Consider the following 17,272-nt stretch of genomic DNA (forward strand, 5'->3'; position numbering starts at 1 on the left):
AGAGCCGTCCATGTTCTTCACTTTATTTCCTGCAATCTGTGTTGTTTTTATAAAAAAGGCACAACCATCTTTACGACGGAAGTGCCTTCCCACCCTTAATCTTGGATACTATTAATTTTTAGACCGTGTTTAGCAAAAACATCGCCCATAGCTTTCTTCGCTTCTTCTGCATCAGGACCGTGTACATGTAAATCGTAGTCGCTGCTAGTAAGCAAAGTAGTAAATAAGCCTAAGATACTTTTTACATCAATATACTTATTTTCGTACTGTAAAACAATGGAAGATCTAAATTTATTAGCGGTTTGAGAAATTTCCACAATTGCTGCATTATTGGCACTTGACATTTGAATCCCTCCATATGTATCGTGTTGGTTCACGACTTAGAAAGCTCTTGTTAAATCGCTTTCTTTTATAATTTTACCTTGGAAGACACCAAGACGCAACTACTATTTCAAATATTCCGGATTCAGCCCTTCCAGCTCTTCCAGAACGAAACGCCCATCCTTACGAATCAATCTATCATCAAAATAAATTTCGCCGCCACCATATTCCGGCCGTTGAATCAAAACAAGATCCCAATGAACCGAAGAACGGTTCCCATTATCCGCTTTTTCGTAAGCTTGCCCAGGTGTAAAATGCAGGCTCCCATCAATTTTTTCATCAAAAAGCGTATCTTTCATCGGATGTAAGATATACGGGTTAAAGCCGAGGCTAAATTCACCGATATAGCGTGCCCCTTCATCTGTGTCCAAGGTCTCATTAAGCCGCTTCGAATCGCTGCTTGAGGCTTCGACAATCTTGCCTTGCTCGAATCGAAACTTAATTTGTTCGAACGTAATCCCGGATTTTACACTGGGCGTATTATAAGTAATCGTACCTGTAACGGAATCCCGAATAGGTGCTGTGTAGACTTCACCATCGGGAATATTCCTTCTTCCACAGCATTTCACAGAGCCAATGCCTTTGATTGAGAACTCAAGGTCAGTGCCAGGGGATACGATACGTACCCGGTCGGTACGATCCATTAAGGCCTGTAAAGGGTCCATCGCCTTGGACATTTGGGCATAATCCAAATTGCAAACATTAAAATAAAAATCTTCGAATGTTTTCGTGCTCATTCCCGCAAGCTGAGCCATCGATTCATTAGGATACCGCAATACGACCCAACGCGTATGTTTGACCCTTTGCTCCAAATGGACAGGCTTACGGTAATGGAGGTCATACAGCTTCATCTGCGGCTCTGGCACGTCTGACATCTCGCTTACATTGGCTCCTGCCCGAATGGCCACATAGCAGCTCATATCCTGCATTCGCTTCATATCCATGGCCGCCCAGTCCTCAACCTGCTCACGTGTAATGGAACGAAGCACTGCGCTTTGCACAACAGGATCAATTAGCTCTACATAGGGCTGACCGCCGCGAGCATAAACCTGCTCAACGAGGCAGCTCACGATCTCCCGCTCCGAGCCGATCATTTCGATTAACACCTTCTCGCCTGGTTGCACATCCAAGGAATAATTTACGATATTGCGAGCTAATACTTCCAAACGTGGATCACGCATACATTTCTCCCCTTCACTTAGATTCGTCTACTTCGTCGTTTTCTCATCAGTCCTAAACCATTTATTCTTGCATATATGCCCAATCACCAGGAGTATAATGAATATCCCCAGAAGAATGAATAACCTGCTTTTATTATGCTCAAAATGCAATAAGTCATGTCCTATGAACGATTCCAATAGAACCGTTGGCAAATTGCCAACAATCGTCCCGAGTATAAAATCACGTGTTTTAACTCTCATCACAGCAGCAGCCCAATTAATGCCAAACGAAGGCAATACGGGAATGACACGGCTTACCGCTATATAAAAAAAACCGTTATGCTCCATCCGATCATTAAACAGCTGAATATAAGCATACCTTTCTAATTTCCTTTCAATCCAATGCCTTCCAAAGTTGCGGGCAAGCCAAAAAATAGCAATAGCTCCCAGTACCGACATCACATAATTAACCAAAACACCCAGCCACAAACCAAACAAGAGTACATTGGCTCCTGCTACTACCACAAAGGGGATAAGAGGTATCATCGTTTGGATAAAAGCTAATAATGCTCCTATAACATGCCCCCAAATACCCCACGTATTCAAAAAATCTGATAATCGATCAACGCTCCAGTTTCCCAAGAAATCCCTCCTTCTATGTTTTCTAGGGGGAAAACTGGTGGTAACAACAGTTTAACTAATCTATATGAAATGATTTGTATATTAGGCATATAGTTTACCATATCCTGTTTTATTACAAAAGATAGCCCATTTTTAAGCGGCATAAATAGGTTTATCCTTAAAGCTGCAAAAAAAACCAACAATACACTTGACACACTAGGGTATGTTCTTATAAAATTAGAAGTCGAGAACAGACATAACCCTAAGCAATTGGTTAGTCGTTTATGGTGGAAGCTTATGTCACCCTCACTGATTTTGTTGCTCTCAGGACAGCGGCTGTGACTCCTGACAGATGCCCATTGTTTTCGTTAGCTTTGGCTTCAAACAAATCGGGCATAAGCTTCACCCGAAAGCAAATTTTACAAACCCAAAATTAAATCCATTAATGGAACGAAGGAGCTCATTATACATGTCACGTTACACAGGTCCTAAATTTAAACTAAGCCGCCGTCTTGGAATTTCCTTAAGCGGTTCCGGCAAAGATCTTAAACGCCCTTTCCCTCCAGGCCAACACGGTCCAGGACAACGCAAAAAAATGAGCGGATATGGAATCCAGCTTCAAGAGAAACAAAAGCTGCGCCACATGTATGGTATGAACGAGAAACAATTCCGCAACTTATTTGACAAAGCTAACAAGCAACAAGGTATTGCCGGTGAAAACTTCATGGTCTTGTTGGAATGCCGTTTGGACAACCTAGTATACCGTCTAGGTATGGCTCATTCCCGTGCAGGCGCTCGCCAATTAGTTGCCCATGGCCACGTAACTGTAAATGGCAAAAAATTGGACATCCCTTCTTACACAGTAAACCTTGGTGATGTTATTGGTCTTCGTGAAAGAAGCCGTTCGATCGCTTCGATCAAAGAAGCTATTGGCAACCGCAACTTCTTGCCAGCTTACCTGGAATACAACGAAGGCGCTCTTGAAGGCAAGTTTACTCGCCTGCCTGATCGTTCCGAGCTTCCGCAAGAAATCGATGAGAAGCAAATCGTTGAATTTTACAGCCGTTAATCCTTGCCTATACAAAAAAACTTGGGTGCATGCACCCAAGTTTTTTTTGTATAATGACTTCTATCAATGATGACCCCTATCAGCCAAGCTTTATCTTTGCAAATTTACGTTTGCCTACCTGCACGATATCGCCATCCTGCGGGGTAAGCTCTGCATTCAAATCCTCGATTTTTTGCTCGTTGATTTTCACTCCACCCTGTTGTATGCTGCGGCGTGCTTCACTATTGGAAGCAGCCAGCTTAAAGACCACCAGAAGCTTCACGATACCAATAACGCCACCCTCCAGCTCTTCTTGGGATAATACAAACTCCTCTATATCATCCGGAAGGGCACGCTGCTGAAAGACCGTAACAAAATGTTGCTGAGCCTCATTCGCCGCCTGCTCGCCATGGTACATATTTACGAAGGTACGGGCTAATTGCATCTTCGCATCCCGTGGATGCACCGCCCCTGTGGATAAACCTTCCTGCAGCTGCTTCAGGTCTTCATTGGACATACTTGTAGCCAACTCATAATATTTGGCCATAAGGCTATCCGGTATCGACATGGCTTTGCCATAGATTTGCGTCGGCTCCTCATCAATACCAATGTAGTTGCCTAAGCTCTTACTCATCTTGTTAACGCCATCAAGCCCCTCCAACAAAGGCGTCATGATCGTCACCTGGGTATCCACACCATATTCCTTCTGCAGGGTACGCCCCATTAACAGATTGAATTTTTGGTCTGTTCCTCCAAGCTCAATATCGCTTTTTAAAGCAACGGAATCATAGCCCTGCATCAACGGATAGAAAAATTCGTGGATATGGATAGCTTGCCCCGTTGTATAACGTTTGGAAAAATCATCTCGCTCCATCATACGCGCAACTGTGACTTTGGCAGATAATCCCACAACATCTGCGAAGGTTAAAGGGCTCAACCATTCGGAATTATAATAAAGCTGTGTTTTCTCTGCATCAAGAATCTTGTAGATTTGCTTCTGGTAGGTCTCGGCATTCCGCTTGACATCCTCTTCGGTCAACTGTTTGCGTGTTTCCGATTTGCCGGTTGGGTCGCCAATACGTCCCGTAAAATCGCCAATGATTAATTGGACCTGATGGCCCAGCTCTTGGAATTGACGCAGCTTATGCAACACCACCGTATGCCCAATGTGGATATCGGGAGCGGATGGGTCAAGGCCCAGCTTTACTTTTAATGGTTTGCCGGACACTACGGAGCCCATAATTTTGTACTTCAATTCATCCTCTGGCACGATCTCTACCACACCGCGGCGAATCCATGCTAATTGCCTTTCTACTTCCCGTTGCTGCTCATTCGTCAGATCTTCCCATTTTGCCATGGTTCTACGCCTCCTTGGTTTCTAAATCTGGTTTCTAAATCCACAGACAAAAAAAGCCTTCTCATCCACAAAGGGACGAGAAGGCTATTGCTCGCGGTACCACCCTAATTAAAGCCGGCAAGAACCCCTTCTATGAACGGATTCGCCAAGGCTTTCACTTGACAACGATAACGGGCCAAACCCGGAAGAAAGCTACTAACCCATTAGAAAAGCCCAACCCAAGAGTCGCTCTTTTCACGTGTTCCCTTTCCCTGCTCCGGACGGTAATTCGAATGAGGTCAAGTACCGGTTCACACCTGCCACCGGCTCTCTGCAAGCTTGGCTCCTGATTCTACTGTTGCCTTGGCCGCATAGGCTAAAGCATAGTCCTTCAACGCATTTTCCATATATGATTATATGTTTTATAGCACAATTGCAACCTTATTGTCAAACCTTCGTAAGTAGTTAATGTCGAATGTTAGTTTTAATGGTCCCTTCGTTTGTGGTATAATAAACCACGTGCGTTTTTCCAAAATCGGGAGGAATTATTATCGGTATGGAGATGGAAATGGAAAAAAAGAAGGTATCTGCTTGGCATGTCATATGGAGTATCGTCAAATATACGCTCATCACCCTCAAGTGGATATTGATTATTTGTGTTATCGCTGGTTTTTTAGGAGGAGGCGCCGCATTTGGTTATGTCTCTTCACTAGTCAAGGACGACCCTATACGTAGCAAGGAATCCATGACAGCACAGGTACAGGAAAATGCACTCTCGGGCTTTGTTTATTTCAATGATGGCTCTATTATTGGACAGCTACGTGGCGAGGAAGACAGGCTTATGGCCAAGCTGGAGGATATTCCCCAGCAAGTAATTGATGCGGTTTTTGCAATTGAAGACAAAAATTTCTATGAACACAACGGAATTGATTTTAGGGGAACTGCACGTGCTGTTTACCAGAAGCTAATGAAACAAGATGTACAAACAGGCGGAAGCACCATAACCCAGCAACTAGCACGCCGTGTTTTTCTGACATTAGACCGTGAGGACAGTCGAAAAGCCAAAGAAATTTTCTTGGCCATGCGGATGGAACGCCTGATGTCGAAGGACGAAATTCTACTGGCTTACCTGAATAAAATTCCATACGGAAATGGATCTTCCGGCTATAATGCTTACGGAATCAAAGCAGCAGCCAAAGGTATTTTTAATGTTAGTGACCTGAAGGAACTCAATATTGCCCAAGCCGCTTATTTGGCAGGGGTTCCTCAATTACCAAGCAATTATTCTGCATTTTCCAGTAAAGGCCAGTTTGACGGGGCAGCTTTCAAGCGCGCCGTTTCCAGACAACAGCTTGTGCTCCGCCGTATGCTAGAGGAGAACAAAATCAATCAGGAGCAGTACCAAGAGGCGATGGATTTCGACTTGCAAAGCACATTGGCAGAACCGGTCAAGAAAGCTTATTCTACGTATCCTTACTTGATGATTGAGATGGAAAAAGCAGCAGCTAAAGCGATTCTTTCAGTCCAAGATCCGAAGCTAAGTGCCCAGCCCGAGTCAGATGCCTATAATGAGGCTCTGAGGAATACCCAATCCCAATTAGGGCGCGGCGGCTATAAAATTTATTCAACATTGGACAAAGATATATACGAGTCCATGCGAGAGATCGCCGAGAACCCAGCCAATTTCACACCTGAGGATCCAGTTAAAGGAATCGAGCAGATCGGTGCCGTTATGATGGATACCAAATCCGGTGCTATTCTTGGAATGATGGAGGGTCGTGATTTCTTCGTAGAGCAGATGAACCATGCAACCCAGGCCTACCGCCAGCCCGGCTCATCAATGAAGCCGATTGCCGCGTTCATTCCAGCTATTGAAAAAGGGGCGATTTCACCTGCTTCTATTATTGATGATGTACCTGTCCTCTTAAGGGACGGCACCCGTGGCGGCTATCATATCCCGGAAAACTGGGACAATAAATTCCATGGCCTGATTACAGCAAGAAGAGCTTTCAACCAATCGTATAATATACCCGCAATCAAAATTTTTCTAGATATCGTAGGCATTGAGAATGCTTGGGATCTTGCCAAGAAAATGGGGATCACCTCTATTGCCAAAGAGGATTATACTGCCCAAACCGGAGTTATTGGTGGTATGCATAATGGCGTTTCCGTCAAGGAATTGACCAATGCCTACAACACTATTTCCAATAAAGGTGTTCACAATGATGCCTATATGGTGCAAAAAATAACCGATTCGAACGGTAAGCTAATTTATGAGCACCAAGAAACGCCTACGGTTTTGTTCTCAGAGCAAACCGCTTATATTATGACGGACATGATGCGTACTGTTATTACTGCAGGCACTGCAACCGACTTAATGAGCAAGTACAAATATTATGGAAAAATTGCCATCGTCGGAAAAACGGGCTCGACTCAGGATGATGCAGATGCTTGGTTTATGGGGTACACCCCAGATGTAACCTTGGGTGTCTGGGCAGGCTATGATGCTCCTGTACATAAATTGAGCAGTAAAACCGGCGGCACCTCACGCGCCAAAAATATTTGGGCTTTGATTTTGAACGATGCGATTAACAAAAAACCGGACTATTTTCCTACAACTCAATTTAAACGTCCAGAAAATATTGTAGAGATGACGGTTTCCGGCTATTCAGGAAAGCTGCCCAGTGCAGCCACCTCCCAATCTGGCAAGGTCAACACCGATATTTTCAATCGTAAGTTTGTTCCTACTGTTGAGGATAATGTGTTCTTGAACTTGTCGATCATTCCGTATAACGGAATTAATTACATCGCCCAGGAAGCAACTCCGGCTGAGTTTGTATTTGAAAAAACAGTAATCAAACGCGAAAAGTCAGTTAGTGGAATCTTAAAGCAAATTCAGGAGATTATGCAAAAGGTTTCTCCCGATCGCCGTCGTTCCATTAACCACTATCGCCCACTTGATTATGAGGATGATGCTCCGACCGAAAATGATCCTAGAGTCGATGATGGCAATCCACCTGTAGCCCCTATATCGGTAGTGGCAACTAGGTCAGGCGACACCAGTCATATTACGTTCCACGCGAGCAGCAGTGAAGATACTGTAGGCTACCGGTTGTATCGTTCACTTAATCGCGGCAGCTTTGAGCGAATGGGCGGTAAAGTAGCGCTCGCTGGTGAAGAAACGCAGTTTACAGACCAAGCCGCTGGCAATGGCAGCTTCGGCTACTATGTCACCGCTGTAGACGTGGGTGGCCATGAATCAGCTCCAAGCAAGGCTTCGTTCACGGATGGTTCCAGTGTAGATACCAACCAGCTTAAACCGGATGAAAGCGGCGCTGTTACACCGCCACCTCTTACTGGAACTATTATAGATCCAACGCTGACAGGCGGCGCAAATGGCAACGGTACGGGCAGCCCAGGGAATTCAGGTTCAGGCGCTGGCACAGGTACAACTCCTGGCGCCCCTACACCTGTTACGCCGGGAACGGCAGCACCAGGTACGCCTGTACCAAGTCCAGGCGGATCAGCACCCTCAGGCCCAGCAACTGCGGCACCGGAAACCCCAACTGGCTTCTCCATTAAGGGTAGTGAAGCGGGTGTAATTATGAATTGGAAGGCCAATCCCGCCAAGGATAAGATTAAGCAGTATGCCATTTATTACAGTGAAAAAGAAAATGGCGTCTTCATGCGGTTGGGAACGGTAAGCAGCGGCACCGAATTCCGTTATTATTCCGCGGTTTATAACGGCTTCTATAAGCTCTCAGCTATTAATGAGGCTGGAGAGTCCAAACAAACAGCGGCTGTTCATTTTAAGAAATAAACGCATAAAAAAACACCCTGTTGTGTTAAGAAGTTCATTAAGATGAGCTTCCTAACGGCAATAGGGTGTTTTTGCATGGAGGATTATGGTGGATTATGGTGGATTATAAAAAAGCAAAGCGCTAATCTTCGATTGTAGACAAATCACCAGTAGGCAAATTTAGTTCCCATGCCTTTAAGACACGACGCATAATTTTGCCACTGCGGGTTTTCGGCAGCTTGTCTTTAAACTCAATTTCTCGCGGTGCAGCATGTGCCGATAAGCCCTCTTTAACAAATTTGGATATTTCAGCTTTAAGCTCATCCGATGCTGTATAGCCTTCACGTAATGCGATAAACGCCTTAATAATTTCGCCTCGAATCGGATCTGGCTTGCCAATGACCCCTGCTTCTGCAACCGCAGGATGCTCGACTAGCTTGCTTTCCACCTCAAACGGGCCTACGCGCTCGCCAGCTGTATTAATTACATCATCCACACGACCTTGGAACCAAAAATAGCCATCTTCATCATAATAAGCCGAATCCCCTGAGATATACCAGCCCGGGATACGGAAATATTCATCGAACTTGGAAGGGTTTTTCCATATCTTGCGCATCATGGAAGGCCATGGCGTTTTTATTGCCAAATTCCCCATCCGTAACGGGGGCAGCACATTGCCGGCATCATCAAGAATCGAGGCTTCAACACCAGGGATTGGTTTACCCATCGAACCAGGACGAATAGCCATACAAGGATAGTTACATATCAATTGTGCCCCTGTTTCTGTCATCCACCAGGTATCGTGGATACGGTGGTTATACACCTTCATCCCCCAGCGGACAACTTCTGGATTTAACGGCTCGCCCACGCTCAGCACATGGCGAAGCGCTGACAAGTCAAAGCCTTTTACAGCCTCGTCGCCTGCGCCCATTAGCATCCTGAAGGCTGTTGGCGCGCTGTACCAAACGGTGACGCCGTATTTCTCCAAGGTACGATACCAGTCCTGCGGGCTAAACCGGCCCCCACGAATCACATTGCTAGCTCCATTGAGCCAGGGCCCGAATATGCCATAAGAGGTGCCTGTTACCCAACCTGGGTCAGCCGTACACCAATAGACATCATCCTCTTGTAAATCAAGGACAACACGCCCAGTATAGTAATGCTGGATCATCGCGTTATGGGCGTGGAAAACGCCTTTAGGCTTGCCTGTAGAGCCTGAAGTGTAGTGGATTAATAAACCATCCTCGCGGTCAACCCACTCAATCTCAAGCTGCTCAGAGGACTGTGCCATTTCCTTATGGAAATCAACTTGCCCTTCAGCTAATTCAAGATCTTCACCTACTATAATAATATGCTTAAGCTCTGGCAGTTCACTTACTGGAATACGCGAAACCAGTGAAGGTGTCGTAACGATGGCTACAGCACCGCTATCCTGCAGACGGTCTCTTACAGCTGTTTCCATAAAAGCTTCGAACAAGGGACCAACAACTGCGCCCACTTTGATGCTGCCGAGCAGAGCGAAGTACAGCTCCGGTGTCCGCGGCATAAAAATAAAAACACGGTCACCTCTGACAATGCCAAGTTTGCGCAATACATTCCCAAAGCGGTTGGACGCAAGCTTCATCTCCTGGTAAGTATATTGTTCATCCCTTTTGTCATCACTGTAATAGAGTGCAACTTTATCTGGTTTCGTGGACTCTGCATGCCGGTCAATCGCTTCATACGCAGCATTTACTTTTCCTGTAGTTGACCAAGAAAACTGTTGTTCAACTTGTGCCCAATCAAAACCCGCACGTTCTTCCTCGTAGCTTTTCATATTGGAGGTTGTAGAAACTGCCTCAATACTTTCGATATTAGTGTGATCCATGCTAAGTGCCTCCTGATTTGTATATATCATTTTGTGAAACGCTTACAAGTATTTGTGGGAACGTTATATTTTTAATACACAGGGTATTATACCATATCCCATTTTATCCGACTATTCCTTTTCTTACACGAGCTTTTTTGATATAGTAACAACGAAAGCAAGCTTAGACCCCGCTTTACCCGTGGAAGGAGAAACCTGCATGCAGCATATTAAACGATACCACTCCCAACTTGTACCTAATGGCACGTCCCCTTCTATTATCGTGGAAGGTCCAGTACCTTCTGAGCAATTGGTTAACTATCAGTTACATCCCGATCTGGATGCTTTTCGCCGGCCACCAGAGCAATTTAAAGCATTAATTGAAATTTCAGGGCTTCCCGAAGGCCGTATTATTATTTCGAGAATTGATCATATCATTATCGGCTATGTAACGTTCCACTATGCCGATGAAATGGAGCGCTGGTCACAAGGCAACATGCAGGATTTAATCGAGCTTGGAGCCATTGAAGTTGCGGATGACTACCGTGGCTTGGGACTCGGCAAACGCATGATCAGACTTGCTTTTGAGGATGGGCAATTGGAAAACGTCATTACCTTCACCACGGAATATTATTGGCATTGGGATTTGGAGAAAAGCGGGCTGAATGTATGGGATTATCGCAAAATGATGGAAAAGCTGATGAAAAGTGTCGACATGGTTTGGTTTGCAACCGATGATCCTGAAATATGCTCACATCCAGCTAATTGCTTAATGGTGCGAGTTGGCAAACAGGTGCCATTTGATTCTGTAGAGCAATTTGACCGTATCCGTTTTCAGCAGCGGTTTATGTATTGAATATATTGAATCCATCGCCGGGGGCGTAATGAATGAGCAAACCAGCCTTATTTATATATAACGAGCATGAAATCGCTTATCGGTTTAATGATGACCATCCCTTTAATCAAAAAAGGTTAACGTTAACCGTTGACTTGCTGCGAAAGCTGGATGCGCTTCCCGAGCAAGCCATCCTTTCTCCGGCTGCTGCGGAAGATGAACAACTACTAGCTATCCACAACAGCGACTATATCGAAGCGGTGAAAAAGCTTAGCGCAGCTGCACCAAGTAGTGAAGCAATAAGCCTCGCCCACCGCTATGGGCTTGACACCGAGGATACCCCTTACTTTCAGGAAATGCATGAAATTACGTCCATGGTAGCCGGGGGCTCCTTACTTGCCATCGATACCGTCATGAATGGCGATATGCTCCATGCCCTGCATTTGGGCGGCGGTCTCCACCATGCACTGCCCAACAAAGGCGCGGGCTTCTGTGTCTACAATGATGCCTCTGTTGCTATTGCCCACGCCAAAAACCAATACGGTGCCCGTGTGTTATATATCGACACCGATGTGCACCATGGGGATGGGGTTCAGTGGAGCTTTTATGCAGACCCGGAGGTTTGCACGGTATCCATCCACGAAACTGGCAAATATTTATTTCCAGGCACAGGGGCTGTGAATGAACGGGGTGATGGGGTTGCCTTTGGCACTACTATTAATATACCAGTAGAACCTTATACAGAGGATGCATCCTGGCTGGAATGCCTAGAAGAGGTGCTCACGAAGGCTATTGTGCATTTTAAGCCGGACCTGATCGTCTCCCAGCATGGCTGTGATGCCCATGCTTATGATCCGCTTTCCCATGTCCATTGCAGCATGGACATATATAAAGCTATGCCGCGTCTGATCCATGAGCTTGCTCATAAGCACTGCCAAGGGCGCTGGGTTGCACTCGGCGGGGGCGGCTACGACATCTGGCGGGTCGTCCCACGCGCCTGGAGCCTGCTGTGGCTTGAGATGACTGATCACCCGCTAATAGCTCAGGTTGAGCTTAATCCCGCTCTTACGCTGCCTCCAGCGTGGCTAGCGGCCTGGCAGCCACAAAGCCCTGTGGAGCTGCCGGCCACCTGGCTCGATTTGCTTGAGAAATGGGAGCCTATGCCGCGTCGTGACGAAATCACGATAAAAAATCGCCACACGAAGGAATTGGCGATGTTGTACTTACCTTAGGCTACCTACACAAAAGCCCGCTATCCAATTATTGGAGGCGGGCTTTATCCGATTGACCATAAGCTTCTAGGCAAACATTAGATTAAAATTGGATTTTCTCTTCGATAAATCTTCTTAGGTCGGTAATTGGCATTCTCGTTTGCTCCATCGAATCGCGGTGGCGCACCGTTACTTGCGCATCCTGCTCGGAGTCAAAATCATAAGTGATGCAAAAAGGCGTACCGATTTCGTCATGGCGACGATATCTTTTGCCAATCGAGCCTGCTTCATCATATTCGACCATAAAGTACTTTGCTAAGTCCTCAAACACCTTAAGCGCTCCGCTTGATAGCTTCTTGGACAATGGGAATATTGCCGCTTTGATAGGCGCAAGCGCTGGATGAAAACGCAGTACCGTCCGGCTATCGTCGCCTTCAAGCTTTTGCTCCTCATAAGCATCAATCAAAAACGCCAAGGTAACCCGGTCAGCACCCAACGAAGGCTCAATACAATAAGGAACATATCGCTCATTGGACTCCGTATCGATGTAATTGAAGTCCTCACCGGAATGCTGCATATGCTGCTTCAGATCGTAATCGGTACGGTCTGCGATGCCCCATAGCTCACCCCAGCCAAAAGGAAATTTATATTCAATATCGGAGGTGGCATTGCTGTAATGGGATAATTCATCATCGGAATGGTCTCTCATGCGAATATGGTCTTCTTTTAAGCCCAAATCCTTCAACCAGCTAAAGCAATAAGTTCTCCAGAACTCGAACCATTGCATATCTTCGCCAGGCTTACAGAAAAATTCCAGCTCCATCTGTTCAAATTCACGGGTGCGGAATGTAAAATTACCTGGTGTGATTTCATTTCTAAAGCTTTTGCCGATTTGACCGATACCAAAAGGGAGCTTCTTTCTCATGGTGCGTTGTACATTTTTGAAATTCACGAAAATACCCTGAGCTGTTTCCGGGCGCATATACACAACGTTAGAGCTTGATTCCGTTACACCTTGGAACGTTTTGAACATGAGGTTAAACTGGCGAATCTCGGTATAATCGAAAGCGCCGCAATCTGGGCAAACAATGTGGTGCTCCTTCATCAAATCCATCATTTGATCGAAGCTAAGTCCATCCACTACCATTTCAATGCCTTTTTCACCTAAAGCGTTCTCGATAATTTTATCAGCACGATGGCGAGATTTACATTGCTTACAGTCCACCATTGGATCGTTAAAATTACCTACATGGCCTGAAGCAACCCAAGCTTGGGGATTCATCAGGATCGCTGCATCCAAGCCGACATTATAAGGGGACTCCTGGATAAACTTTTTCCACCAGGCTTTTTTTACATTATTTTTGAGCTCTACTCCTAATGGACCATAATCCCAAGTGTTGGCTAAACCTCCGTAAATCTCTGAACCCGGAAAAATAAAACCCCGGTGTTTGGCTAAAGCTACGATTTGTTCCATACTCACTGTCATGTTTACGTTCTCTCCTTCGATATAATTACCAATTCTTCAATATATGATTGACAATTCGAGATGAATTCTCTGATGCCAGTACCGTAAATTCAGCAAAATTCACCTCAGCCGACCCATCTGCTTTATCCGACATCGACCGGATCACCACCTGAGGGATGCTGTTCATGGCACATACTTGCGCCACTGCCGCACCTTCCATCTCTGTGCAAGCGCCTTGAAGCTCGCTGTAGAGCTTGGCAACGGTCTCACGGCTCGCGATAAACTGGTCACCCGACAAGATTCGTCCCACATGGACACGCCCAGGAAAAAGCTCTGTGCTCGCCTCTACTGCCGCTTGCCTTAGCCGCTCATCCGTTACAAACAAGGAGATATCCTCAAAAGGAATCGTCCCTCGCGGGAAGCCAAGCGCGGTTACATCCATATCATGCTGCAGCAGCTCGGATGCTACTACAATATCTCCCACATTTAATCCAGGATCCACAGCCCCTGCCACACCTGTGAAAATAATCGCGTCTACCCCAAAGGAATCAATCAAAATTTGCGTCGTCACTGCGGCATTAACTTTGCCCACACCCGACTTGCAGAGTACTACCTTCTTACCATGAAAGAACCCATCCATAAATTGGATCTTCGCTTTTTCACTTATTTGGACTTGCTCCATTTGCCCCAAAAATAACGCAATTTCTTCCTTCATCGCACCGATGATACCAATTTTATCATATGACAACAGGGTGTCCTCCTAAAAACTTTCCTTAGGAAAGTTAACGTCGTAAGTATAAGCTGAAATCTATAGACCCTCATAAAAAGAAAGAGGCTCATATTAGAGATGAGCCACCGAATTTCTATGAATGATCTCATGGGGCAAAATAACCTGCATAAGTTCCGATGCATCCTTCGTCTCTTTATTCATTAGCTTGGTCAACAGCCTCATAGATACGGCACCGATGTCATACATCGGCATGGCTACCGTTGTTAGCTGCGGCCTTACCATCGAAGCCATACGAATATTGTCTACGCTGATGATTGAAATGTCTTCTGGAACTCTCACACCATTATCTAGCAAGGTGTGCATAGCGCCAATTGCCATTTCATCGGTAGCCGCGAAAATGGCTGTCGGACGGTCAGCAAGCTCTAAAAAGTACTTAGATACTTCCAATCCTGATTCATAGCGGTAATTGCCAACCCTTACATAATCTTCTCTAAAAGGAATGCCAGCTGCTTCAAGCGCTTTTTTGTAGCCTTGGTGACGCGCAAATCCATTAGCTGGATCCTGCAGCGTTCCTGATATCATCGCAATGTTACGGTGCCCATTCTGGATCAATAAATTAACGGCATCAAAAGCTGCTTGTTCGTGGTTAATATCCACTGAAGCAAAGGCGTCATTATCATCTGTAGTGGCGCATAGCACAATGGGAACGGATGAGGTTTTGAAGGCTTGCAAATGCTCGTCCGTTACAGCTCCGCCCATAAACAGAAGCCCATCAACCTGCTTCTCCAGCAAGGTGTTGATGACACGGATTTCCTTATCCTTCTTTTTATCTGCATTACACAATATGATGTTGTAGTGATACATGTTCGCGATATCTTCGATCCCTCTCGCAAGCTCCGAGAAAATCGTATTCGAAATATCCGGAATGACCACACCAACGGTAGTTGTTTTCTTACTGGCTAAACCTCTGGCTACAGCATTAGGGCGATAACCGAGACGTTCGATGGCTTCAAATACTTTCTTGCGTGTTTGCGGCTTTACGTTGGGGTTATTGTTCACAACCCTCGATACGGTTGCCATGGATACGCCTGCTTCTCTAGCTACATCATAAATGGTTACGGTCACGGACATTCGCTCCAGTATGTAAATTGTATTAATACTACGTTCTCTTACCTATTAGGCTTTATCATACGACAAATTACGGTTTTTCGCAATGAAATCAACAATCTCTTTCATTTATAGTATCAAATTCAACAAAAAAAGCCAACTGCAACGCAGCTAGCTTGTATATTAATCGTTATTTAAGGTGAATCATTAACAGACAATGAATGCTTGGAGATTTGCTCAAGCCGTTTGCGGAGGTCATCTGTCCAAGGCTGGTCAACCAAGGATTGCGCTAGCAAGAGCAGATCCAACAGCTCGTTGATCCGTTCCTCGACAATTTTCTCGACAGATTCAGCAGCAAATTTTTTATCCGTTGCTCGAAGCATCAAATAAGCGATCTCATTAAACTCATTAAATTGCAAAAGCTGCTTTTCGGGTGAATTCCCAAATCTTTTAATGACATCTATCAGCGCTGGCTTGATTTCTGCGAATACTTCACTTCGATTACAAGCCTCGCATGTAAAGACAGGAACGTTTTCAATCTCTACTTTGTTTTGATAGATGACAGTCCTTAGCTTGACGCCCATTGTACTGCCACACTTGCAAAGCATATGCAACTCATACCACTCCTTCATCGCTCTAAGAAGCCAATAGCTCTTTATCTAGAAATATTCTACTTCCAGAACCAAACTCCTGCATGATGAAGGTTAGTAATATTTAGCACCCTTTAAGCTCTCAAAGCGAGCTCGAATAAAAGGAACAGAGAGCAACAGCATAGCTAATGAAGCGCCAATCCCATCATTAACCAAATCCTTCATATCCGGCGTACGACCAGGCACATAGTATTGATGGAACTCATCCGTAACCCCATACACCAAACATAATATCACAATAATAGCTTTACGTCCCAAGGTGAGCTTACCGCGAAATGACCAAGCAAAGGTGACCGACAAAATAAAATAAGCAAGAAAATGTCCCCAATCCAAGCTTTGCATAAACGGAAATAACAATTGGATTTCGTAAAGCCAGCCCCCCATCTCATTGCTGGTTTTGGAGGATAAATAAAAAATGACTCCCATCCAAAAAACAGCGGGAAACAAGCGGATAACTGCTTTCATCATCATAACTCCTAATTAAGTAGAATGCCGTTAATTCTTAGTTTTATAGGCATCAAGCACACGGATAAATTCTCTCATAAAGGCTGGCAGGTCAGGCGGCCTGCGACCTGAAACGATATTGCGGTCGACCACAACCTCTTCATCGACCCAAGTGGCTCCAGCATGCTCCAGATCGTCTTTAATGCCAGGAGTTGATGTCATCGTATATCCGGCACAAATTTTGGCAGAAGCAAGCACCCAGCCTCCGTGGCAAATATGGGCAATGGGCTTTGCGACCTCATGAAATTCTCTTGTTAATCTTAAAACATCCGCATACCGTCGAAGCTTATCAGGTGCCCAACCACCGGGAACATATAAACCTATGTAATCACTGGATTTCACATCTGCAAAGGCATATTCGCTTGTCAAAGGAACGCCATATTTGCCATGAAATACTTGGTTCGCGGCCTGTCCAACCAAATGGACCTCAGCCCCAGCTTCACGCAAACGCAGCACAGGATACCACATTTCCAAATCCTCAAAATCCTCATCGACAAACGCCAATACTTTATAACCCTTCAATTCCATGATGTACCCTCCCATTTATAAGATCTTGCAGATAACTTATAATTCCTTACT

The 17,272-nt window shown here is 45.3% G+C and carries 15 protein-coding genes and 1 other annotated feature; of the genes, 4 read left to right on the forward strand and 11 right to left on the reverse strand.

Annotated elements, in window-relative coordinates; all coding sequences use genetic code 11:
* Positions 1-95 precede the first annotated feature (95 nt).
* The 3 genes from G9U52_RS01395 to G9U52_RS01405 form a co-directional block, all read right to left on the reverse strand.
* Entirely contained in the window at positions 96-344 is a 249-nt protein-coding gene (locus G9U52_RS01395; RefSeq protein ID WP_166145064.1) for an HPr family phosphocarrier protein, read from the reverse strand.
* A 102-nt stretch (positions 345-446) separates the two neighbouring features.
* Positions 447-1,562 carry an aminopeptidase gene (locus G9U52_RS01400; RefSeq protein WP_166145067.1) on the reverse strand — a complete coding sequence of 372 codons (1,116 nt, stop codon included), beginning with the start codon at positions 1,560-1,562 and terminating at the stop codon, positions 447-449.
* A 27-nt stretch (positions 1,563-1,589) separates the two neighbouring features.
* The gene (locus G9U52_RS01405; protein WP_166145070.1) at positions 1,590-2,183 is read right to left on the reverse strand and encodes a TVP38/TMEM64 family protein; all 594 of its coding nucleotides are present in this window, start codon (positions 2,181-2,183) and stop codon (positions 1,590-1,592) included.
* A 448-nt stretch (positions 2,184-2,631) separates the two neighbouring features.
* Between G9U52_RS01405 and rpsD the strand changes: the two genes are divergently transcribed.
* Positions 2,632-3,231, forward strand: coding sequence for a 30S ribosomal protein S4 (gene rpsD, locus G9U52_RS01410; protein WP_166145073.1), 600 nt, complete (start codon positions 2,632-2,634; stop codon positions 3,229-3,231).
* Positions 3,232-3,310: 79 nt separating this feature from the next.
* Here the strand turns inward: rpsD and tyrS are convergent, their stop codons facing one another.
* Positions 3,311-4,567 carry a tyrosine--tRNA ligase gene (gene tyrS / locus G9U52_RS01415; protein WP_166145078.1) on the reverse strand — a complete coding sequence of 419 codons (1,257 nt, stop codon included), beginning with the start codon at positions 4,565-4,567 and terminating at the stop codon, positions 3,311-3,313.
* A 68-nt stretch (positions 4,568-4,635) separates the two neighbouring features.
* Positions 4,636-4,923 (reverse strand) — a binding site (T-box leader).
* Between the two features lie 179 nt (positions 4,924-5,102).
* Between tyrS and G9U52_RS01420 the strand changes: the two genes are divergently transcribed.
* The gene (locus G9U52_RS01420; protein WP_166145081.1) at positions 5,103-8,366 is read left to right on the forward strand and encodes a transglycosylase domain-containing protein; all 3,264 of its coding nucleotides are present in this window, start codon (positions 5,103-5,105) and stop codon (positions 8,364-8,366) included.
* A 121-nt stretch (positions 8,367-8,487) separates the two neighbouring features.
* Here G9U52_RS01420 and acsA read toward each other — a convergent pair whose 3' ends face one another.
* On the reverse strand, positions 8,488-10,212 hold the full coding sequence (gene acsA / locus G9U52_RS01425) for an acetate--CoA ligase (RefSeq protein WP_166145084.1): 1,725 nt from the start codon (positions 10,210-10,212) through the stop codon (positions 8,488-8,490).
* A 199-nt stretch (positions 10,213-10,411) separates the two neighbouring features.
* Here acsA and G9U52_RS01430 point away from each other — a divergent pair, with 199 nt between their 5' ends.
* Both G9U52_RS01430 and G9U52_RS01435 read left to right on the forward strand, forming a co-directional pair.
* Positions 10,412-11,047, forward strand: a complete 636-nt coding sequence (locus tag G9U52_RS01430; RefSeq protein ID WP_166145086.1) for a GNAT family N-acetyltransferase — start codon at positions 10,412-10,414, stop codon at positions 11,045-11,047.
* A 32-nt stretch (positions 11,048-11,079) separates the two neighbouring features.
* Positions 11,080-12,258 carry an acetoin utilization protein AcuC gene (locus tag G9U52_RS01435; protein ID WP_166145089.1) on the forward strand — a complete coding sequence of 393 codons (1,179 nt, stop codon included), beginning with the start codon at positions 11,080-11,082 and terminating at the stop codon, positions 12,256-12,258.
* Positions 12,259-12,340: 82 nt separating this feature from the next.
* Here the strand turns inward: G9U52_RS01435 and G9U52_RS01440 are convergent, their stop codons facing one another.
* The 6 genes from G9U52_RS01440 to G9U52_RS01465 form a co-directional block, all read right to left on the reverse strand.
* Complete coding sequence (locus G9U52_RS01440; RefSeq protein WP_166145092.1) at positions 12,341-13,723, reverse strand: glycine--tRNA ligase; 1,383 nt, start codon at positions 13,721-13,723, stop codon at positions 12,341-12,343.
* Between the two features lie 25 nt (positions 13,724-13,748).
* Entirely contained in the window at positions 13,749-14,450 is a 702-nt protein-coding gene (locus tag G9U52_RS01445) for a 5'-methylthioadenosine/adenosylhomocysteine nucleosidase (RefSeq protein ID WP_166145095.1), read from the reverse strand.
* A 93-nt stretch (positions 14,451-14,543) separates the two neighbouring features.
* A complete protein-coding gene (gene ccpA / locus G9U52_RS01450; RefSeq protein WP_166145098.1) occupies positions 14,544-15,557 on the reverse strand; it encodes a catabolite control protein A in 1,014 nt (337 codons plus the stop codon).
* 176 nt (positions 15,558-15,733) lie between these two features.
* Complete coding sequence (locus G9U52_RS01455) at positions 15,734-16,171, reverse strand: hypothetical protein (RefSeq protein ID WP_243767079.1); 438 nt, start codon at positions 16,169-16,171, stop codon at positions 15,734-15,736.
* Between the two features lie 72 nt (positions 16,172-16,243).
* Positions 16,244-16,660 (reverse strand): VanZ family protein, encoded by a 417-nt coding sequence (locus G9U52_RS01460; protein WP_243767080.1) that lies wholly within the window; start codon positions 16,658-16,660, stop codon positions 16,244-16,246.
* Between the two features lie 24 nt (positions 16,661-16,684).
* Entirely contained in the window at positions 16,685-17,221 is a 537-nt protein-coding gene (locus tag G9U52_RS01465) for a type 1 glutamine amidotransferase domain-containing protein (protein WP_166145104.1), read from the reverse strand.
* Positions 17,222-17,272 lie beyond the last annotated feature (51 nt).

Origin of the sequence: Paenibacillus agricola (assembly GCF_011440305.1) — a bacterium.
Taxonomy (GTDB): Bacteria; Bacillota; Bacilli; order Paenibacillales; family NBRC-103111; genus Paenibacillus_S; species Paenibacillus_S agricola.